The 21,560-nt window shown below is 44.0% G+C and carries 15 protein-coding genes and 5 tRNA genes; all 20 read right to left on the bottom strand.

The window, feature by feature from the left end; genetic code table 11:
- Positions 1-89 precede the first annotated feature (89 nt).
- The 20 genes from rpoC to gspN all read right to left on the bottom strand — a co-directional run bounded on the left by rpoC (position 90) and on the right by gspN (position 21,459).
- The gene (rpoC, locus tag AC3CAU_RS04360; protein ID WP_131218262.1) at positions 90-4,280 is read right to left on the bottom strand and encodes a DNA-directed RNA polymerase subunit beta'; all 4,191 of its coding nucleotides are present in this window, start codon (positions 4,278-4,280) and stop codon (positions 90-92) included.
- 186 nt (positions 4,281-4,466) lie between these two features.
- Complete coding sequence (gene rpoB, locus AC3CAU_RS04355) at positions 4,467-8,555, bottom strand: DNA-directed RNA polymerase subunit beta (protein ID WP_424621532.1); 4,089 nt, start codon at positions 8,553-8,555, stop codon at positions 4,467-4,469.
- Between the two features lie 304 nt (positions 8,556-8,859).
- Complete coding sequence (gene rplL / locus AC3CAU_RS04350) at positions 8,860-9,225, bottom strand: 50S ribosomal protein L7/L12 (protein WP_131218266.1); 366 nt, start codon at positions 9,223-9,225, stop codon at positions 8,860-8,862.
- Between the two features lie 42 nt (positions 9,226-9,267).
- The gene (gene rplJ, locus AC3CAU_RS04345; RefSeq protein WP_131218268.1) at positions 9,268-9,792 is read right to left on the bottom strand and encodes a 50S ribosomal protein L10; all 525 of its coding nucleotides are present in this window, start codon (positions 9,790-9,792) and stop codon (positions 9,268-9,270) included.
- A 302-nt stretch (positions 9,793-10,094) separates the two neighbouring features.
- Positions 10,095-10,790 carry a 50S ribosomal protein L1 gene (gene rplA, locus AC3CAU_RS04340; RefSeq protein WP_131218270.1) on the bottom strand — a complete coding sequence of 232 codons (696 nt, stop codon included), beginning with the start codon at positions 10,788-10,790 and terminating at the stop codon, positions 10,095-10,097.
- Positions 10,791-10,793: 3 nt separating this feature from the next.
- On the bottom strand, positions 10,794-11,222 hold the full coding sequence (gene rplK / locus AC3CAU_RS04335; RefSeq protein ID WP_122899002.1) for a 50S ribosomal protein L11: 429 nt from the start codon (positions 11,220-11,222) through the stop codon (positions 10,794-10,796).
- Between the two features lie 120 nt (positions 11,223-11,342).
- Positions 11,343-11,876 carry a transcription termination/antitermination protein NusG gene (nusG, locus tag AC3CAU_RS04330; protein ID WP_067869011.1) on the bottom strand — a complete coding sequence of 178 codons (534 nt, stop codon included), beginning with the start codon at positions 11,874-11,876 and terminating at the stop codon, positions 11,343-11,345.
- A 7-nt stretch (positions 11,877-11,883) separates the two neighbouring features.
- Positions 11,884-12,324, bottom strand: a complete 441-nt coding sequence (gene secE, locus AC3CAU_RS04325; protein WP_131218272.1) for a preprotein translocase subunit SecE — start codon at positions 12,322-12,324, stop codon at positions 11,884-11,886.
- Positions 12,325-12,397: 73 nt separating this feature from the next.
- Positions 12,398-12,473, bottom strand: a tRNA-Trp gene (locus AC3CAU_RS04320).
- Between the two features lie 51 nt (positions 12,474-12,524).
- Positions 12,525-13,715 carry an elongation factor Tu gene (gene tuf / locus AC3CAU_RS04315; RefSeq protein ID WP_131215160.1) on the bottom strand — a complete coding sequence of 397 codons (1,191 nt, stop codon included), beginning with the start codon at positions 13,713-13,715 and terminating at the stop codon, positions 12,525-12,527.
- Between the two features lie 149 nt (positions 13,716-13,864).
- Positions 13,865-13,939: transfer RNA gene (locus AC3CAU_RS04310), tRNA-Thr, on the bottom strand.
- Between the two features lie 14 nt (positions 13,940-13,953).
- A tRNA-Gly gene (locus tag AC3CAU_RS04305) sits at positions 13,954-14,029 on the bottom strand.
- Between the two features lie 37 nt (positions 14,030-14,066).
- Positions 14,067-14,150: transfer RNA gene (locus AC3CAU_RS04300), tRNA-Tyr, on the bottom strand.
- 54 nt (positions 14,151-14,204) lie between these two features.
- Positions 14,205-14,280: transfer RNA gene (locus tag AC3CAU_RS04295), tRNA-Thr, on the bottom strand.
- A 98-nt stretch (positions 14,281-14,378) separates the two neighbouring features.
- The gene (trpE, locus tag AC3CAU_RS04290; protein ID WP_131215161.1) at positions 14,379-15,872 is read right to left on the bottom strand and encodes an anthranilate synthase component I; all 1,494 of its coding nucleotides are present in this window, start codon (positions 15,870-15,872) and stop codon (positions 14,379-14,381) included.
- 112 nt (positions 15,873-15,984) lie between these two features.
- The gene (locus AC3CAU_RS04285; RefSeq protein ID WP_447053736.1) at positions 15,985-16,656 is read right to left on the bottom strand and encodes an HAD-IA family hydrolase; all 672 of its coding nucleotides are present in this window, start codon (positions 16,654-16,656) and stop codon (positions 15,985-15,987) included.
- A 93-nt stretch (positions 16,657-16,749) separates the two neighbouring features.
- Positions 16,750-17,481: an FHA domain-containing protein gene (locus AC3CAU_RS04280; RefSeq protein ID WP_488368425.1), complete on the bottom strand. Its 732-nt coding sequence runs from the start codon at positions 17,479-17,481 to the stop codon at positions 16,750-16,752.
- A gap of 69 nt (positions 17,482-17,550) precedes the next feature.
- Positions 17,551-19,824 carry a type II secretion system secretin GspD gene (gene gspD, locus AC3CAU_RS04275; RefSeq protein WP_447053737.1) on the bottom strand — a complete coding sequence of 758 codons (2,274 nt, stop codon included), beginning with the start codon at positions 19,822-19,824 and terminating at the stop codon, positions 17,551-17,553.
- Between the two features lie 43 nt (positions 19,825-19,867).
- A complete protein-coding gene (locus AC3CAU_RS04270) occupies positions 19,868-20,716 on the bottom strand; it encodes a type II secretion system protein N (RefSeq protein WP_447053738.1) in 849 nt (282 codons plus the stop codon).
- Positions 20,716-21,459, bottom strand: coding sequence for a type II secretion system protein N (gene gspN, locus AC3CAU_RS04265; RefSeq protein ID WP_447053739.1), 744 nt, complete (start codon positions 21,457-21,459; stop codon positions 20,716-20,718). The genes AC3CAU_RS04270 and gspN overlap by 1 nt, the downstream gene beginning before the upstream one ends.
- Positions 21,460-21,560: the final 101 nt, after the last annotated feature.

Here is a 21,560-nt window from a genome sequence, read left to right as displayed (position 1 = left end):
ATTTTTATTAAAGGCATTTACTTAAAGGATAACAAAAGGCATAAAAAAAGACGCCCGAAGGCGCCTTTTTCACTCACTTAACTTAAGAATTAAAACTCTTGGTTAAATGCTTGGCTTAATGCTTGGTCTACATCAGAGAAGTCATTTACAAGCTCATGCTCTGCAGCTTCAGCTTCTTGGCGACGACGTTCTAAATGGTAAGCAAGACCAGTACCTGCAGGAATCAAACGACCCACAACTACGTTCTCTTTCAGACCGCGTAAATCATCTTCTTTACCTGTTACAGCCGCTTCAGTTAACACACGAGTTGTTTCCTGGAACGATGCAGCAGAGATGAACGAGTCAGTAGAAAGCGAGGCTTTGGTAATACCCATCAATTGACGTTCATACTTCGCAGGGAACTTGTTCTGAGCAAGTACAGCTTGGTTTTCAGCAACCATGCGGATGTAATCCACTTGTTCACCTTTAATGAAGCTGGTATCGCCACCATCAGTGATTTCAACTTTACGCAACATTTGACGCACAATAACTTCGATGTGCTTGTCGTTGATTTTTACACCTTGCAGACGGTATACATCCTGAACTTCGTTCACGATGTAGTTAGTCAACGCGACTTCACCTTTTAGACGTAAAATGTCATGCGGGTTTTGTGGACCGTCAGAAACTGTTTCACCGCGGTTTACATGTTCACCTTCGTACACGTTAATGGTACGCCATTTCGGAATCAACTCTTCGTAAATTTCAGAGCCATCGTCCGGCGTAATCACTAAACGGTTTTTACCTTTAGTCTCTTTACCGAAGCTTACAACACCTGAAATTTCAGCCAGGATTGCATGCTCTTTCGGTTTACGTGCTTCGAACAAGTCAGCTACACGCGGAAGACCACCGGTAATATCACGAGTACGTGAAGTTTCTTGTGGTACACGACCAATAACGTCACCCACACCAATCGTTTCGCCATCACGGACAGAAAGAATCGTGTTTTGTGGCAAGAAGTAGAACTGTTCGCCGCCTTCAACTGTATCCAGTACAACTGCAGGACGCAAATCTTTACCTGATGCAGGACGCGAAGTCACTGGCAAGATTTCGATTGTGGTCATACCTGTTGCATCATCAGTTTTCGATGTCACAGTTACGCCATCAGCAATTTGGCTGAAACGTACTTTACCTGCAACTTCGGTAACAAGTGGATGCGTATGCGGATCCCAAGTTGCAACAATACCGCCCGCTGCCACTTCTTCGCCATCTTTCAGAATGATCGAAGCACCGTATGGAATTTTGTAGCGTTCACGTTCACGACCCAAGTCATCCGCAATACCGATTTCACCTGAACGGGAAGTCGATACCAAGTGACCTTTGGCATGTTGTACAGTTTTCACATTGTGGAAACGTACAGTACCTTTATTACGTACTTGAACACTGTTTGCAGCAGAAGTTCGGCTTGCAGCACCACCCACGTGGAATGTACGCATGGTTAACTGGGTACCCGGTTCACCAATTGATTGTGCAGCCATAACACCTACAGACTCACCAGGGTTTACCTGATGACCACGTGCAAGATCACGACCATAACATTTCGCACATACACCGAACGTAGATTCACAAGAAACCACTGAACGTACTTTAACTTCGTCGACACCCGCTTCTTCAATGAAGGTAGCAAGTTTTTCGTCAATCAACGTATTACGTGGAAGAATAACGTCGTCAGAACCAGCACGTTTCACATCTTCAGCAACTACACGACCCAATACTCGAGCACCAAGGTTCTCGATGACATCGCCACCCTGAATGAATGGAGTCATCACAAGACCGCTTAAAGTACCGCAATCAGGTTCAGTAATAACCAAATCCTGCGCTACGTCTACTAAACGACGAGTCAAGTAACCAGAGTTCGCAGTTTTAAGTGCTGTATCGGCCAAACCTTTACGCGCACCGTGTGTTGAAATGAAGTACTGAAGTACTGTCAAACCTTCACGGAAGTTTGCTTTAATCGGGGTCTCAATGATCGAACCATCCGGTTTCGCCATCAAACCACGCATACCTGCAAGCTGACGAATCTGAGCTGCCGAACCACGGGCACCAGAGTCAGACATCATGTAGATACTGTTGAATGATTTTTGTTTCTCGTCTTCACCCTGTTTGTTTTTAACAGTGGTATAAGACAAGTTGTCCATCATCGCTTTCGCTACTTGGTCGTTGGTACGCGCCCAAATATCGACAACTTTGTTATAACGTTCACCGGCAGTTACGAAACCTTGTTCAAACTGTTGTTCAATTTCACGAACTTCAGTTTCTGCTTTTTCAATAATCGTATACTTGGTTGGCGGAATAAGCATATCTTCCATACCAACAGATACACCAGAGCGAGTCGCTTGACGGAAGCCCAAGTACATTAACTGGTCAGCAAAGATAACGGTATCTTTAAGACCCAATTTACGGTAGCAAGAGTTAATTAATTTTGAGATGTTCTTTTTCGTCATCTCAACGTTAATTTGCTGGAAGTCCATACCTTCAGGCACAACTTCCCAAAGCAAGCAACGACCAGGAGTCGTATCAACAATAATGGTTTGCTGTTCGCGGTTACCATCTTCATCAATAACAGTCTGGTGTACACGTGCTTTTACGCGAGCGTGCAAGTTCACTTGACCGGTAGCCAATGCGCGGTTTACTTCATCAGTATCCGCAAACACCATGCCTTCACCTTTGGCATTGATTGCATCACGCGTGATGTAATACAAGCCCAAGACAACGTCCTGAGACGGTACGATGATTGGTTCACCGTTCGCTGGAGACAAGATGTTGTTAGTCGACATCATTAACGCACGAGCTTCTAATTGAGCTTCGATTGTTAATGGAACGTGTACCGCCATTTGGTCACCATCGAAGTCGGCGTTGAACGCAGCACATACGAGTGGGTGAAGACGAATTGCCTTACCTTCAATCAGGGTCGGTTCAAATGCTTGAAGACCCAAACGGTGAAGGGTTGGCGCACGGTTCAACATCACTGGATGTTGACGAATCACGTGAGCAAGAACGTCCCAAACTTCAGGCGTTTCGCGTTCAACCATTTTTTTCGCAGCTTTAATGGTTGTTGCTTGACCAGAGGCTTGGAGTTTCGCAAAGATAAATGGTTTGAATAATTCAAGTGCCATTTTCTTAGGAAGACCACATTGGTGCAAACGTAAAGTCGGACCTACTGTAATCACCGAACGACCTGAATAGTCGACACGTTTACCCAATAAGTTTTGACGGAAACGACCTTGTTTACCTTTGATCATGTCTGCCAAAGATTTAAGAGGACGTTTGTTTGAACCGGTGATTGCGCGACCACGACGACCGTTATCAAGCAATGCATCTACAGACTCTTGCAACATACGTTTTTCGTTACGTACGATGATGTCTGGAGCTGAAAGGTCAAGCAGACGTTTCAAACGGTTGTTACGGTTGATCACACGACGGTAAAGGTCATTCAAGTCAGAAGTCGCGAAACGACCACCTTCAAGCGGAACTAACGGACGAAGATCCGGTGGAAGTACTGGAAGTACAGTCAACACCATCCATTCAGGCTTGTTGTTCGAATCGTTGAACGCTTCCATCAACTTCAAACGTTTAGAAGCTTTCTTAAGCTTCGTTTCTGAAGTTGTTTGTGGAATTTCTTCACGAAGACGCGCAATTTCAGCTTCAAGATCGATGTCTTTCAACAAATCCTGAATCGCTTCTGCACCCATTTTAGCGCTGAATTCATCACCGTGTTCTTCTAATGCTGTGAAGTATTCTTCATCGTTAAGAAGTTGGTATTTCTCCATTGGAGTCATACCCGGATCTGTTACAACATAAGATTCGAAATACAATACACGTTCGATATCACGTAAAGTCATGTCTAAAAGAAGACCGATACGGGATGGTAATGATTTCAAGAACCAGATGTGCGCAACTGGTGACGCCAGGTCAATATGACCCATACGCTCACGACGTACTTTAGCAGTCGTTACTTCAACGCCACATTTTTCACAAATGACGCCTTTGTATTTCATACGCTTGTATTTACCACACAAGCATTCGTAATCTTTTACTGGACCAAAGATTTTGGCACAGAATAAACCGTCACGTTCTGGCTTGAACGTACGGTAGTTAATTGTCTCAGGTTTTTTAACTTCACCGTGAGACCACGACTTAATCATTTCTGGTGACGCAAGACCAATACGGATGCGATCAAACTCTACTGGAGCATGACCGTCTGAATCCGTCTTTTTGCGCATGATATCGAGCAAGTCTTTCAATTTTTTTCTCCGTGTGTCGAGGAGTTTTTCTCCTCCCCGACTGGGTCACAAATATTGTTTTTTAACTGATTAATCCCCTTCGCTTCTCTCTTAGGAAGCGACGCTTCTCAGGGAGAAACTCCCCTTAGATAAAGAGGAGCAAATCCCCCCCTTTCACAAAGGGGGTCGGGGGGATTGAATGGTTACTTAGTCACCATTTTTCAGTTCAATGTTGATACCTAAAGAACGGATCTCTTTGGTCAATACGTTGAACGATTCAGGCATGCCCGGATCCATATAATGGTTACCATCTACAATGTTCTTGTAGATGCGAGTACGGCCTTCAACGTCATCCGACTTAACAGTAAGCATTTCTTGAAGCGTATAAGCTGCGCCATATGCTTCAAGCGCCCAGACTTCCATCTCACCAAAACGCTGACCACCGAATTGAGCTTTACCGCCCAATGGTTGTTGAGTCACAAGTGAGTAAGAACCTGTAGAACGCGCATGCATTTTGTCATCAACCAAGTGATTCAGTTTCAACATGTACATGTAACCTACAGTTACTGGACGGTCAAAACGTTCACCTGTACGTCCGTCAAACAATACGGTTTGACCAGAACGTGGAATGTCTGCAAGTTCAAGCAACTCTTTGATTTGGCTTTCATCAGCCCCATCAAATACAGGAGTTGCAAGAGGAATACCTTTACGCAAGTTTTTAGAAAGCGCCAGGATTTCATCATCAGTCAGGCTATCAAGATCTTCTTGCTCGCCACCGACTTTGTTATAAATCTTGTCTAAGAAGATACGCAGTTCAGCAATAGTACGCTGTTCTTGCAGCATCTTGTCGATTTTATCGCCAAGACCTTTTGCCGCCATACCCAAGTGAGTTTCAAGAATCTGCCCCACGTTCATACGTGAAGGTACACCCAGTGGGTTCAACACTATATCAACCGGTACACCGTTGGCATCATGCGGCATGTCTTCTACTGGCAGGATGTTAGATACAACACCCTTGTTACCATGACGACCCGCCATTTTATCACCCGGTTGGATGCGACGTTTTACAGCCAAGTAAACTTTAACAACTTTCAATACGCCAGTTGTCAGTTCATCACCTGTAGAAAGTTTGCGTTTTTTCTCTGCAAATTTCTCGTCAATCTCAATACCTTTCTCTTTCAAGAACACTTGAATTTGAGTTAGGCGTTCAGCAATGCCTTCATCAACAGGTTGAATTTCAAGTAGATCAACAAGCTCTAAACCAGATAACAAATCTTCAGTCAGTTTGTCACCGCGTTTAGTTGTGCCGCCACCATTCGATTCTTGACCTTTCAACAGGCGAATAATACGTTCGCGTGCTGCTTCTTCGAAGATCTTGAACTCTTCTTTCAAGTCTTTACGGTAAGCATCCAATTGGGCTTTTTCAATGGCTTGAGCACGTTCGTCTTTTTCAAGACCGTCACGTGTAAACACTTGAACGTCAATGACTGTACCTTTAACGCCTGAAGATACGCGTAATGATGAATCTTTAACGTCAGCTGCTTTCTCACCGAAGATTGCACGAAGCAATTTTTCTTCCGGTGTTAACTGGGTTTCGCCTTTCGGTGTAACTTTACCCACCAAAATGTCGCCAGCAGTGACTTCAGCACCGATATAAACGATACCTGATTCATCCAGTTTAGACAGTGCAGCTTCACCTACGTTAGGAATATCGGCAGTAATTTCTTCTGCACCTAACTTGGTATCACGAGCAACACATGACAATTCTTGAATATGAATCGAAGTTAAACGGTCTTCTTGAAGAACACGTTCAGATAACAAGATCGAGTCTTCGTAGTTGTAGCCGTTCCAGGTCATGAACGCGACACGCATGTTTTGACCAAGCGCAAGTTCACCACCATCAGTTGATGGGCCATCAGCCAATACATCGCCACGACCCACTTTATCACCAATGTTCACAAGAACTTTTTGGTTAATACAAGTGTTTTGGTTCGAACGTGTGTATTTGATCAGGTTGTAGATATCTACACCCGCTTCGCCCGCAATCATCTCGTCTTCGTTTACACGAATAACCACACGAGAAGCGTCAACAAACTCAATACGACCACCACGTTTCGCGATCACACATACACCAGAGTCATGTGCTACGTTCGCTTCCATACCTGTACCAACAAGTGGTTTATCAGCGATTAACGTAGGAACTGCCTGACGTTGCATGTTTGAACCCATCAACGCACGGTTGGCGTCATCGTGTTCAAGGAATGGAATAAGTGATGCCGCAACAGATACAACCTGCTGAGCAGACACGTCCATGTGCGTTACTTTTTCAGGAGGCATACGTACGAAGTCACCTTGATGACGAACCGATACGAAGTCTTCTGTTAATTTTCCGTCTTTATCTACGCCAGAATCGGCCTGTGCAATCACAGTACCTACTTCTTCAATGGCAGATAAATACTCAACATCATCTGTTACGCGACCATCAACAACTTTGCGGTATGGTGTTTCCAAGAAACCGAAGTTATTACATTTTGCATAAACAGAAAGTGAGTTGATCAAACCAATGTTTGGTCCCTCAGGCGTCTCAATTGGACATACACGACCGTAGTGAGTTTGATGTACGTCACGTACTTCAAAGCCGGCACGTTCACGCGTCAAACCGCCGGGTCCAAGTGCCGATACACGACGTTTATGCGTGATTTCAGACAATGGATTATTTTGATCCATGAACTGAGACAACTGACTTGAACCAAAGAATTCTTTGATTGCAGCAGCAACTGGTTTCGCATTGATCAAATCTTGCGGAGACAAGTTATCTGTTTCAGCCTGAGATAAACGCTCTTTAACAGCGCGTTCTACACGAACCAAACCAACACGGAACTGGTTTTCTGTCATTTCACCAACAGAACGAACACGACGGTTACCCAAGTGATCGATATCGTCGACTTCACCTTTACCGTTACGGATTTCAACTAATGTTTTTAGTACATCAGTGATATCTTCGTTCGAGAGAATGCCTTCAACTTCACGAGACTTCTGATCAGTACCCACTTCGTAAGGACGACCCAAACGACGGTTGAACTTCATACGGCCCACTGGAGACAGGTCATAACGTTCTGATGAGAAGAACAAGTTGTTGAATAAGTTTTCAGCAGCTTCTTTTGTTGGTGGCTCACCTGGACGCATCACTTTATAGATTTCTACAAGTGCTTCTTCACGACCAGAAGTAGTATCTGCACGCAAAGAGTCCGCAACGAAAGAACCACGATCGATATCGTTGGTAAATAGAATATTGAACTGCTTAACACCGCCTTCTGCAATCTTCACCATGATCTCATGGCTCAATACTGTGTTGGCAGCAATCACGTCACCTTCTTTCAATGGGATGTCTTCAGCAGTAATACGTTCGTACAAGTACTCATCAGGAACAGAAAGCTTGGTTAAGCCGGATGCTTCCATTTGACGTACATGACGTGCATTAATACGTTTACCTTGTTCAACAATCGCTTTGCCGTCAGCATCAAGAATGTCGAATTGAGCCATTTCACCGCGCAGGCGTTCAGGCACAAGGTCAATTTGGTAGCTACCCATGTCAAGATAGACAGGGACTTTTTCATAGAACATGTCTAGGACTTGTTCGTTGCTATAACCTAATGCACGAAGTACAACAGTCGCGAGTAACTTACGACGACGGTCAATACGTACAAAGACTAGATCTTTTGCATCGAATTCAAAGTCTAACCATGAACCACGGTAAGGAATGATACGCGCTGAATAAAGAACTTTACCGCTCGAGTGAGTTTTACCCTTATCGTGGTCAAAGAATACGCCAGGTGAACGGTGTAATTGAGATACAATTACACGCTCAGTACCATTGATGACAAAGGTACCATTTTCGGTCATGAGCGGCATTTCGCCCATGTACACTTCTTGTTCACGTACGTCTTTAATTGATTTGGTTTCGCGATCTTTAATGATCAAACGAATCTTTACACGCATTGGCGCTGCATAAGTCGAACCACGTAAAATACATTCACGCACATCAAACTCAGGCTTACCAAGACTATACTCAACAAATTCTAAAGCAGCATTGCCAGAATAACTTTCAATAGGAAAAACTGAACGAAATGCGGCTTGCAGACCGATATCTTCGCGGTTTTTTGGAGTTTTGCCATCTTGTAGGAATGTTCTGTACGAATCGACTTGAATCGAAAGCAAGTACGGAGCATCCATGACGCTAGGCAATTTACCAAAATTCTTACGGATCCGTTTCTTTTCGGTATATGAGTATGCCATCTGGAGTCCTCGGAAAGTAAACTAAGCCCGCCTGCAGAACGAGCCTAGAAGGAATTACACAGGCCGATATGGCCACCACTGTTTACAAATGCTGCAATTTTTAGTGGTATTAAAACGCTTAGCAATATTTTCAAATATGATAAATATTGGTAAGCATTTGATTTTATTGACTTATTATAATAATTGATGGTTTTTACATCAATCAAACAAAAATCGAGCCGATTATTGTAACGCAAAAAGGCTGATGACCCAAGAGCCATCAGCCAAATTTAGGGGTCAATTTTTAAATTGACCCCTGGCACCATTACTTAACAGTAATTGTAGCACCAGTAGTCTCAAGCTTAGCTTTAAGTTCAGCAGCATCTTCTTTAGAAACGCCTTCTTTAAGGATAGCTGGAGCGCTTTCAACCATGTCTTTAGCTTCTTTTAAGCCAAGACCAGTAACTTCACGAACTGCTTTAATTACAGCAACTTTGTTCGCGCCGAAAGAAGTCAATTCAACATTGAATTCTGATTGCTCTTCAGCAGCAGCAGCAGCAGGACCTGCAGCTACAGCAACTGCAGCAGCAGATACATTGAATTTCTCTTCGAAAGCAGAAATAAGTTCTACAAGTTCAAGAACAGTTTTTTCAGCAACTGCGTTTAGGATTTCTTCGTTTGTTAAAGCCATGAGAGTAACTCCAAATGGGTATTGAATGGTGTGAAAGTGAATTTAAGCTTCTGTAGCTTCTGTAACTTCTGGAGCTTGGTTTTTCTCTTGAAGCGCTGTAAGTAAGCGACCCAATTTCGAAATAGGAGCCTGAAGAACAGAGGCAAGCATAGTAAGCGCTTTTTCTTGGTTCGGAAGATTCGCGATAACGCTAATTTCTTCGCCTTGATAAAGTTTGCCATCAAATGCAGCAGCTTTAAGTTCAAATGCTTTGTTAGTTTTCGCAAATTCTTCGAACAAACGAGCAGCAGCGCCCATGTCATCTTCAGAAGTAGAGAAAGCTAAGATTGTTGGGCCAACAAGGTTGTCGTTCAAGATATTGAATGAAGTATCTTGAAGAGCACGTTTAGCCAAAGTATTACGTACAACACGTGTAGCAACACCTAGTTTACGGGCTTCAACACGAAGAGCAGTTAATTGCTCAACAGTTAAACCTTGGTAGTCAGCAACAACAGCAGCAAATGCAGTAGAAGCAACTTCAGTTACTTCAGCTACGATCTGTTTTTTGCCTTCGATAAGAAGAGCCATTGTAAAACCTCCTAACGGTGATTTATGTGCTTACGCGAAGCACACTCCCAATTCGTAAATTCATTGCTGAATTTACACGCGGAGGATGAACAAATCACACCACCGCGTCTACTCGGACTGGACTTTTAAGAAGTGAGTTCCGAAAAACTCCCCTCGCCCGAGGTCTTTGACGCTGATAAACAAATATTTATCAATTCAAAGTTTGCCCAAGTATCGCAAGAGACTGAGCGTTTCTTGCGTAAAAATCACAGCAGTGCTTTGATTTTTACTCAGGGCTTTAAAATTCTGTAATAAGTCGAAACTTATTTAGAAACGTTAGCTACATCAACAATAAGACCAGGACCCATAGTTGAGCTCAAAGTGATCTTTTGGATGTAAACACCTTTAGAAGTAGCAGGTTTTGCTTTCTTAAGGTCAGCTACAAGAGCTTCAAGGTTTTGACGGATCGCAGCAGCCTCAAAGCCAACTTGACCGATCGCAGCGTGGATAATACCCGCTTTGTCTACACGGTAACGTGCTTGACCAGCTTTCGCATTTTTAACAGCGTTAGCTACGTCAGGAGTTACAGTACCCACTTTCGGGTTTGGCATTAAGCCACGTGGACCAAGAATCGTACCCAACTTACCTACAACGCGCATTGCATCTGGAGCAGCAATCACTACGTCGAAGTCTAAGTTGCCAGCTTGAATGCTTTCAGCAAGATCTTCAAAACCAACGATGTCCGCGCCTTCAGCTTTAGCAGCTTCAGCAGCAGCGCCTTGAGCAAACACAGCAACACGTACAGTTTTACCAGTACCTGCAGGAAGTGTAGTCGCGCCACGAACAACTTGGTCAGATTTACGAGGGTCAACACCAAGGTTTACTGAAACATCCAAAGATTCTTTGAATTTAACAGCAGGAAGAGTGTTAAGAACTTGTACTGCTTCTTCCAAAGTATAAACTTTGTGTGCTTCAACAGCAGCAGCAATGGCTTTTTGACGTTTAGTTAATTTAGCCATGTCTTATAGCTCCACTTCCAGGCCCATAGAACGCGCAGAACCAGCAATGGTACGTACACGTGCGTCTAAATCAGCACCAGTTAAATCTGGTTCTTTAGTAGTCGCAATTTCTTCTAATTGAGCGCGAGTCAACTTACCAACTTTAGTTTTGTTAGGTACAGCTGAACCCTTAGCAATACCAGCAGCTTTCTTAAGAAGAATCGCAGCAGGCGGAGTTTTCATGATAAATGTGAACGACTTGTCGTTGTACACAGTGATCACAACTGGAATTGGTAGACCCGCTTCAAGTTTTTGAGTCGCAGCATTGAATTCTTTACAGAATGCCATGATGTTAACACCACGTTGACCTAATGCAGGACCAATCGGTGGAGATGGATTCGCTTTACCAGCTGGAACTTGCAGCTTGATATAGCCGTCAATCTTCTTAGCCATTTCAAATTACCTCTGGGTGCAAACGCCGATGAAGGCTCCCCAATGATTCTAAGTAACGATAACCGTTACAACAACAATGCCCGATTCATAAAAAATCGGGCGTTTTCCCACCAACTTAAATTAGTTCGCTTTTTCGACTTGGCGAAATTCGAGCTCAACTTGAGTTGGTCGGTTGAATACATTAATCGTCAACGTCAAACGTGACTTCTCGTACTGAACTTCTTCCACCACGCCTTTAAAGTCGGTGAATGGACCATCAGTCACAAGTAATTCTTCGCCTGGTTCAAACATCGTCTTAGGACGAGGTGCTTCACCAGTATTGCGTACACGCGCAAGAATCGCATCAGCTTCTTTTTGCGTAATGGGTGCAGGTTTCTCTGCAGTACCACCGATGAAACCGAGTACTTTTGGACATTCTTTAACAATGTGCCAAGTATCATCGTTCATTTCCATTTCAACTAATACATAGCCAGGAAAGAATTTACGCTCTGATTTACGCTTCTTACCATCCTTCATCTCCACGACTTCTTCAGTCGGAACAAGGACTTCACCAAAGCTATCGGCAACAGCGCTACGCTGGATTCGATCATTAAGCGAGCGTAACACCTGTTTTTCATAACCTGAATAGGCATGAATAATGTACCAACGTTTCATAGCTCTCTTACCCGATAATAAACTTCATTAACCAGCCTAAAATGTAATCAAAACACCATAAAACAATGGAAGCGATTACAACAACTGCAAGAACATGCCAAGATGTGGTCACTGTTTCTTGCTTGGTCGGCCAAGTCACACGACGTAACTCGATTCGCGCATCTTTCAACAAACGAACAAAGCCTTTGCCTTGATGGGTGGCGTATAATAAACCTAAAGCCACGATGATACAAGCCAAAATCACACCAACGCGCACACCAACATTATTCGCCGGTGCCCAATACGCTGGCAAATACTGACCCGCCATGGCTGCACCGACTAATAAAATCAATGCGATAACCCATAGAACTATATCTAAAGGAGACCCAGAATTAACAACTTCAGCAGGATTATTTCTTTGTGGAATTGGCGCTTCGCTTAATGCGTCACGCGATTTATCATTCGACATTTTTGTACTCGTCGTAGGCTTCGCGACTTATTATATGACAATTTAACCAGCATCAAGCTTTTTTTTAAAAAAATGGCAGGCCAGGAGGGACTCGAACCCCCAACATTCGGTTTTGGAGACCGACGCTCTACCAATTGAACTACTGACCTATAACACAAATCGGAAACTAGGGTTCCCGATTTGTAGTTTTACTTATCGTATTATAGAGTTACTTTAGCAACTACACCAGCACCCACTGTACGACCACCTTCACGGATCGCAAAACGTAGACCTGGGTCCATTGCGATTGGGTGGATCAATTCTACTGACATTTCAACGTTGTCACCAGGCATTACCATTTCCACGCCTTCTTGTAATTGGATTGCGCCAGTTACGTCAGTTGTACGGAAATAGAATTGTGGACGGTAACCGTTAAGGAATGGAGTATGACGGCCACCCTCTTCTTTAGAAAGTACGTATACTTCTGCGTCAAATTTAGTATGCGGTTTGATTGTACCTGGTTTAGCCAGTACTTGACCACGTTGAACGTCTTCACGTTTAGTACCACGTAGAAGAACACCACAGTTCTCGCCAGCACGACCTTCGTCAAGCAATTTACGGAACATTTCTACGCCAGTTACAGTCGTTACAACTGTATCTTTAATACCAACGATTTCAACTGATTCGCCAACTTTAACGATACCAGATTCAACACGGCCTGTTACTACAGTACCACGACCTGAAATTGAGAATACGTCTTCGATTGGCATCAAGAATGCTTTGTCGATTGCGCGTTCTGGTTCAGGAATGTAAGAATCAAGCGCAGCAACCAATTCGATTACAGCAGATTCGCCATACGGACCTTCATTACCATTCAATGCTTGAAGCGCTGAACCACGGATGATTGGAGTGTCATCACCTGGGAAGTCATAAGTAGAAAGAAGTTCACGAACTTCCATTTCTACCAATTCAAGTAATTCTTCATCATCAACAAGGTCACACTTGTTAAGGAATACAAGAATGTAAGGTACACCAACCTGACGAGAAAGAAGGATGTGTTCACGAGTCTGTGGCATAGGACCATCAGTCGCAGCACATACAAGGATCGCGCCGTCCATTTGAGCAGCACCAGTGATCATGTTTTTAACATAATCGGCGTGACCTGGACAGTCTACGTGAGCGTAGTGACGAGTTGGAGAATCGTATTCTACGTGTGAAGTATTAATGGTAATACCACGCGCTTTTTCTTCTGGTGCAGAGTCAATTGCTGCGTAATCTTTAGCTTCACCGCCGTAAGTTTTTGCACAAATCGTTGCAATTGCAGCAGTTAAAGTTGTTTTACCATGGTCGACGTGACCAATTGTACCCACGTTTACGTGTGGCTTATTACGTTCAAACTTAGCCTTAGCCATGATCATCTTCCTCGTTTACGTCGAACACGGTCTTAAACAACTCAGCTTCGACAGGTCACCTAAAAAACTAAACACCCAATACTTGAAAAGCAGACTAATAAGCCTGCTTTCTTTTAAAACTTTGTGAACAAGTCACTAAACTGTATATCTGGAGCTCTTATCCAGATTTGAACTGGAGACCTCTCCCTTACCAAGGGAGTGCTCTACCACTGAGCTATAAGAGCAATAAAATCTTCGATGGAGCGGGAGACGAGGGTCGAACTCGCGACATGCAGCTTGGAAGGCTGCCGCTCTACCAACTGAGCTACTCCCGCATATTGGTACAACTACACTGTATCGAATTTCTTAAATTGGTGGTGAGGGAAGGATTCGAACCTTCGAAACTTTCGTAGCGGAGTTACAGTCCGCCCCCTTTGACCGCTCGGGAACCTCACCACATACACTTATTTCAGTGTCATCCTTCAACTTAACTATTCAAACACTCTAAGATGGTGCCGGCACACGGATTCGAACTGTGGACCTACTGATTACAAGTCAGTTGCTCTACCAACTGAGCTATGCCGGCGTTTCTTAGTGTTTCGTACGTTTCGTATCGGAACGGTGTGCAGTTTAGCAAAACTCTGAATCCTTGCAAGTGTTTTTTTAAAAAAAAACTCCAAAAACTCACAAAATCAATCCATTTGACGATAATTCAACCGCTTTGATCACTGCGCGAGCTTTTATTTGGGTCTCATTCCATTCAGATTCAGGATTTGAGTCCACCACCAGCCCCGCTCCGGCCTGTACATAGACCTTATTTTCCCGAATAACACAGGTTCGAATGGCAATCGACATGTCCATTTCACCATGCCAGCCTAAATAACCGACAGCACCACCGAAAACTCCACGTTTTACCGGTTCGACCTGGTCAATAATTTCCATGGCACGGATTTTCGGTGCCCCAGAAAGTGTTCCGGCCGGGAAAGTGGCTTTAAAGACATCCAAAGCATCAACATCATCGCGAACCTCCCCCTGTACATTGGAGACAATGTGCATCACATGCGAATAACGCTCAATTACCATTTGATCCGTGACTTGTACTTTGCCAATTTTTGACACGCGTCCGACATCATTTCGTCCCAGGTCAATCAGCATCAGATGTTCAGCAATCTCTTTTTCATCAGACAACAGGTCTTTTTCTAATGCTAAATCTTCCTCTTTGGTCTTGCCACGTGGGCGTGTACCTGCCAGTGGACGAACTGTGGCAATACCATTTTCCAGACGCGACAGAATTTCCGGAGAAGATCCCACAATGTGGAATGGTTTTTTATTGTCTAAGGTTTGACCTTGCACCAGAAACAAATACGGTGATGGATTAAGATGACGTAGCGCACGGTATACCTGTAATGGCTCACCATCAAAATCTGACACCATACGATGACCCGGCACCACTTGCATCACATCACCTGCACGGATGTACTCTTTGACGGTTTCAATCGACTCAAGATATTTTTCTTTGCCTGTGAGCGATTCAAAATGCGGTGCGGTATGTTTTTTCGCTTGCAGACTGATCGGTTGAGCCAGTACTGCTTCCAAAGCATCTAATTGTTGTTGGGCCCGAGCGTAAGCATCAGGATCATGGACATCTGCATGGACGATCAAGAACAAAGTATCTTTCAAGTTATCAAACACGATCACTGTTTTAGACAGCATCATCCAGATATCGGGTAAACCGACCGGATCGGCTGTCGGCACATTGGTCAAACGCGGTTCAATATAACGCACCGCATCATAGCCAAAGTAACCCACTAACCCCCCGGTAAAGCTCGGCAAGGCTGGCAGGTCCTTTTGCGTTGGCACATGAAATTGAGATTGGAAATCACGAATATATTGAAATGGATCGCTACAAACTTGGGTTTCAATTGAACCATCGCCTTGCTGGATGGTTAAAATACTTTCATTGCATGAAAAAACAGTCGATTCACCCAAACCAATAATGGAGTAACGCGCCCAGTTTTCACCACCTTCAACCGATTCAAATAAATAGGCTTGTTGATGGTCTTTAAGGCGCGCAAACACGGAAAGTGGCGTTTCAGTATCAGCCAAACGCTGACGGTAAACAGGAATAAGGTTGTAACCGTCAGATTTCAAGCTGTCGAACTGAGTTTGAGTGGTCATGAGTATTCTCTATTTTCGATATGGGCTTATTTAAGTTAGTTTTGGTATTATCTGCTTAGTGTCGCCATCGAAAAACCATACAATTTCTCATTCCAATATCCTTACTTTTAAATTATTTCACGAGTAATTCTGTTAAATCATCGACCACTTGTTGCGGCTGGCAGTCCTGAATATTTTCACCATGATTATAGCCATAGCTAACCACAATACAATCCACTCCTGCACGTCGTGCTGCTTCTACATCATTACTGGAATCGCCCAGCATTAATACCTGGTCTTTTGTCAGCTGATATTCATCAACACAAAATAGTAGTTGGCGCGGATGCGGCTTGCGCTCTTCAAAGCGATCGCCCCCAATCACATCGACAAAATATTTGCTTAAGCCCAAGGATTCCACAATCATGCGCGCCGGCTGTTCCGGCTTGTTGGTCACGCAGATCATTTGTTTGTTATTACTTAAACCCCAGTCGAGAAAATCTACCACCCCATTAAAGGGCTGAGTGTCTACACATGGCTCGGCATTATAAATTTCTAAAAATGTGTCTAATAATTGTTGATGTTGAGCAGGATCGACCTGTCCGGTTAAATACTGCAAAGTGCTATAACAAAAAAGCGATGTACCCTTACCCACCCACGTCCGGACCTGTTCTTCAGTTACTTCTGGTAATTGCAAAACATTCAGGCTCATATTCATGGCGCGATATAAATCAGATGCGGAATCCACCAATGTGCCATCCAAGTCAAATAAAATAAGTTCGCGACTTGCCAAGTTTGCTACAGACATCTTGTTCCTCTCTTGATTCATCTCACACAACCACATCCAGTCAAATAATTAAGGCATGCGATTGCATGCCTTAATTGTAGGTCGAGCACACACTTATTTAAATAATAACCATGCAATGATTGCAAGGATAATCAATGCAATAATGGTCATTAAGCCAACCGATGCATTTTTTTGCTCGGTTTTTTCTAGCTCAACACGAGATACCGGCTCTTCAATTGCAACAGGCTGCGGTTCAGGCTGTGCTTTAATATCCATGCCTTCCGGAATAGGCGCAGGTTTCGGTATTGCAACACCTTGCGGCATACCATCACGACTGACCTGAACATTACTATCACGTTCTTTCAGCTCAGGCATGCCTTGATCATTCATTTGCTGAGCGACTGTTTTAGATCCTTCTTCAGCTTCTGCGGCTGCAGTTTCAGAAACAGCAACCGCTTCCGAAGGTTGCTCAGTGGCAGGAACCACTTCTGTTTCAGTGACTACAGGCTCAAGCGCAACTGCAGCTGATTCAATTACGACACGTGCAATGTCTTTTGCAGGTTCCAGTACGGAAAACTTCAGACTGGCAAACTGGAGAATATCGCCTTGTTTCAATAAGGTTTCATGTTCAATCCGTAAATCATTTACAAATGTGCCGTTAGATGAATTCAAATCCTGCACCCACAAGGCCTGCTCTTTCAGCAAGAAAGCCGCATGCTTGCGTGAGATTTCTCCGGCCTGCAATACAATATCTGCGCTCTGATGACGACCGACCACCATATCACGGTCGATGCTAATTTCTTGTCCTGTCAATTCACCGGTAATTGCTTGTATTTTCCAAGTCATGAAATGCACTTCTCTTTGCGATTTTTTGTCATCATATCACGGCAAATCTTCAATTTTTTACCTACTCTGTTAAGAACCTGATCGAATCGTGGTCGTGGTTACGGTGTTTTTAGTCTTTTTAATCTCAGATTTAGGGGCAGGGATGACCTGTCTCTGTACTACTGGCTCAATCGCTACAGGGGTAGTGACCCCAGCAGTACTAGACTGATTCTGCTGCCCACCTGAGGGTACTGTTTGATAGCCCGATACTTTTGGAGCTGAAGGCGTGACTGGAATACGTTGCTGATAAATATCATCCACATTTTCCGGTAACTTAGAGAAAGTGCCATCCTGATCCATGGCCAACTGCAAGCTATATAACTGACTGTAACGTTGCTGCGATAAACGCTTCACATCTTTAGCATCACCAACAATAGTGGGATGAATAAAGACCAATAGATTGCGTTTTTCATTAGATTTAACATCAGATCTAAACAAACGCCCAATTCCCGGAATAGCGCCCAAGCCCGGTACAGACTGACGACCATGAATCGAGTTATCCGAAATTAAACCGCCCAACACGATGGTCTGACCATGCTCAGCCAAAATTGAGGTTTTGATGGCACGTTTACTGGTGACCAAATCCTGCGCTTCACCTTTTGCTTGTACTGCAGAAACTTCCTGCTCGACTTCTAAGCGAACCGAGCCACCTTCACCAATATGCGGCACCACTTTTAAAGTCACACCGACATCTTTACGTTCCACCGTGGTATAGGGATTAATCCCGGCTGTGGTCGTGGCGACAGAACCTGTAACAAAGGGTACGTTCTGCCCCACCACAATATAGGCTTCTTCATTGTCCATGGTCACAATGGATGGCGTAGAAAGTAAATTGGATTTTGTATTACTTTTGAGTGCCTGAATCAGTGCACCATAAAGTCGACGAGATCCATCACTGCCTTCCTTGTAATCTCCAAGAATCAGTGAGGTGCCTTTTAACCCAGCTGCTGCGGCACCTAAACCGGCAGCACCACCCGTTAAATAACCACCGGCTAAACTCGCCAGACTTGCCCCTGCATTATCAAAGCTAATCAATCCGATGCCACTACTTAAGTCACCCAAGGCCCATTGCACACCGAGTTGATCGGCATCACTTCCTTCCACTTCAATGATGGCAGCCTCAATGAGTACCTGTTGACGACGGATGTCCAGTTGTTGAATGGCCGATTCAATTTCGCGCATCAATTGTGGATCAGCTTTCACCACCAGCGCATTTTGGCTGTCATCGGCAATAATACTGATCCCATTACCATTAAAACTGGTGATGCTATTTTGAGTGTTACTATTCGATCCACCACCCAGATTAATACTTGGGGTTGAAATACTAGATGAGCCACTGCTTGAAGTATTCGAATTGTTATTACCCAGATTATTCATCGTATTACTGGTGTTCGACGATGAACTGTTCGAATTTGATGAACCAGAAACTGCCTGACCGGTAACCAAGCCTTGTAAAATTTCCGCCAGATTCTTGGCACTGGCATATTTTAAACGAAAGACTTTGAGTCCACCTAAACGATCTGCCGCAGGCACATCCAGCATTTCAATCATTTGGCGGATACGTTTACGGGTTGCAGTATCGCCTTTCAGCACAATCCGGTTGGTACGCGTATCGGCAATGATGCGAATACGCGAGCCTTTTAAATCTTTGGCTGCGCCAGTCGAACTCATTGATTCCAGTAAACCAATCATTTCTTCCGCTTGACTGGATTGCAGCGTTACCGCTTCAATATCGTTTTGTCCGGTACCATCCAGGTTACGAATAATGGTTTCAAGCTGATAAATATTACTGGCACGGTCTGAAACTATCAGCGCATTGGTCCCTGCGACCGCGGATAAATGTGCGAACTGCGGCATTAAAGGACGAATTGCAGGAATCAAGTCATTTGGATTGGTATTTTCCAGCCAAATCACCCGAGTCACAATTTGGTCACCCGTGGCACGCTGTTTGCCGTCATAAGGAATACCGGAACTTTTAACATTGCTATCCGGCACCAATTTGATGGTATTGCCTGAAGGAATAGCCACCACGCCATTCACATTCAACACACCCAGAAATAACTCGTAAACTTCAGCTTTATTTAAAGGTTTATTTGAAATTACCGTCACATTGCCACGCACACGCGGATCGACAGCAAAATTTTTCCCCGTAATGTCTGCAACTTCATTAATGAACGCTGTTAAATCAGCGTCACGTAAGTTGATTTTCCATGTCTGTGCGTGACTTGCAGTACTCACCATAGCAATAAGTGGGGCAGCTGCAAATAAGGTCCAGACTGAACGATGATGATTAAATAAAGCCATAAAATTCCGTGCTTCCTAACCCTATAATGTGACGATACATCACTTAAAAATTCTGTTGTATGGTCATCACTTGATCACCACGCTTTATTTCCAGCTTAACCTGACCTTCGCGTCTCGCCTGTTCCAGCAACTGAGCATCACTTTGCCCCTGACCTACCGCCTGTCCATTCAAAGACATAATTCGGTCACCCGGTTGCAAACCCAGCTTGCTGCGTAATGCTGCCGGAGTTCTTGAGGTCACTTCATACCCTCCACCAGCCGCATTCACCCCCATATCTTTTAAATATTGTTCCCGGTCTTGCTGTATTTTTTGTACGGCTTGTCCCAAAGCATTATTTTCCTGACTCGGTGCAGCTTGAGTCGTTTGACTCGCTTGATTGTTTGAGTTTGCCGCGTTGACTTCAGGTGGAATAATAGATTGATCCAACCCATTTTCAATTCCCTTAAATTGTACCTCTCGGGTGGTGCCATTATTTTGACGCAATACCACGCGATCCCAGTACACTTCAGCCAACTGGTAAGACGTGGCATCAATACTTTCTCCCACCCGATAGCGATCTGCCACGTCATTGACTTTAATCACGGCAGAAGAAAATTGACTTGGGTAGCCGACCACGACACCTTGTAATATTAAATTGATGTTCTCGTCTGCAGCAGCGGTCTTTCCGGCCTCTTGAAACAATGCAAACGAAGAAATGTTTGGAACCTGCGGCTGTTGTGAGCCCAATTCCACACGCTCAACTTGCATGACTTGAGGTGATGCGAGCAATAACCAGAAAATACTCACCAACTTCCAGCATAGATATAAAATCAGCAGTGCCAACAGGATGGGTGCAATCCGATCCGCTTGTTTCCAATTTAACTGTTGAATTTTTTCAATCCATTCATTCATTAGAAACCACCTTTAAATAAAGGTTGTCGTGAACTAATGACATAGGTGTCCAGACCCGCTTTGCCATCGTAGGAAGGAATATTCATCAATAAACGCTGGGTGAGCTGCACATCAAGCATCAGGTTTTGATCCAGATTCAAGGTAATCAGTTTTTGATCACGCTGGTCACGAATATCAAACAGTAGCTTGTTATTTTCATCTGACAGTTTTCCTTTTAAAGACGGCATATTCATTCGATCCTGTCGCTGAGCATAGGTGTAAATCAGCTCACCACCTGCCCACTGTAATTGACCGTCTGCCTGTGAAAAGCCCTGCTCTTTTTTATAGTTAAAATCGATATCCTGGAGCTGAATGGCATTTGCAGGCCATTGCCAGTCCACCAGATTTTTTAGGGTCTCAGGTGCAATTTGTCCATTCAAATTATGAATCGTGAATTTTTTGCCAAAACCATACCCCATCACCCCATCAAGCTGGGTATTGCCACTATGAAGTTCAATATGCGCCCCTAAACGCAGCAAAAACAGATCCAAAGGCCGTGTTTTCCAACTTAACGAGCCTCTGAGGTTTCCTCTATGCCAATCTGCTTGCCCTTGCCAAATATTGCCGCTTACGTTTTGCAAGACCTGGTTATTCTTATAAAATTTTGAAATGAGCCAAGCCGCTGGAATTTGGAGTAAGACGAAAATAAAAAAAACGCTGATGGCAAAGATCCACCACGTGATGTATTTAGGTTTTTTTATCATCCCACCACGACCAACATATCTATTCTTCTTCCCTGAGCCACGATATTATCTTTCTATACACATTATGCACACTTTTCCCACAACGCCAATTCAAAGATATA

This window comes from Acinetobacter sp. GG23 (assembly GCF_057766365.1).
This window is presented reverse-complemented; position numbering and strand designations above follow the sequence as displayed.

Excerpts from the sequence above, each read along its gene's own strand:
- rplA (WP_131218270.1), bottom strand. The coding sequence starts at position 10,790 with ATGGCTAAATTAACTAAACGTCAAAAAGCCATTGCTGCTGCTGTTGAA.
- tuf (WP_131215160.1), bottom strand. The coding sequence starts at position 13,715 with ATGGCTAAGGCTAAGTTTGAACGTAATAAGCCACACGTAAACGTGGGT.
- AC3CAU_RS04270 (WP_447053738.1), bottom strand. The coding sequence starts at position 20,716 with ATGAATGAATGGATTGAAAAAATTCAACAGTTAAATTGGAAACAAGCG.
- gspN (WP_447053739.1), bottom strand. The coding sequence starts at position 21,459 with ATGATAAAAAAACCTAAATACATCACGTGGTGGATCTTTGCCATCAGC.
- secE (WP_131218272.1), bottom strand. The coding sequence starts at position 12,324 with ATGTCGAATGATAAATCGCGTGACGCATTAAGCGAAGCGCCAATTCCA.
- nusG (WP_067869011.1), bottom strand. The coding sequence starts at position 11,876 with ATGAAACGTTGGTACATTATTCATGCCTATTCAGGTTATGAAAAACAG.
- AC3CAU_RS04285 (WP_447053736.1), bottom strand. The coding sequence starts at position 16,656 with ATGTCTGTAGCAAACTTGGCAAGTCGCGAACTTATTTTATTTGACTTG.
- rpoB (WP_424621532.1), bottom strand. The coding sequence starts at position 8,555 with ATGGCATACTCATATACCGAAAAGAAACGGATCCGTAAGAATTTTGGT.
- rplJ (WP_131218268.1), bottom strand. The coding sequence starts at position 9,792 with ATGGCTCTTCTTATCGAAGGCAAAAAACAGATCGTAGCTGAAGTAACT.
- gspD (WP_447053737.1), bottom strand. The coding sequence starts at position 19,824 with ATGGCTTTATTTAATCATCATCGTTCAGTCTGGACCTTATTTGCAGCT.
- AC3CAU_RS04280 (WP_488368425.1), bottom strand. The coding sequence starts at position 17,481 with ATGACTTGGAAAATACAAGCAATTACCGGTGAATTGACAGGACAAGAA.
- trpE (WP_131215161.1), bottom strand. The coding sequence starts at position 15,872 with ATGACCACTCAAACTCAGTTCGACAGCTTGAAATCTGACGGTTACAAC.
- rplK (WP_122899002.1), bottom strand. The coding sequence starts at position 11,222 with ATGGCTAAGAAGATTGACGGCTATATCAAGCTGCAAGTTCCAGCTGGT.
- rplL (WP_131218266.1), bottom strand. The coding sequence starts at position 9,225 with ATGGCTTTAACAAACGAAGAAATCCTAAACGCAGTTGCTGAAAAAACT.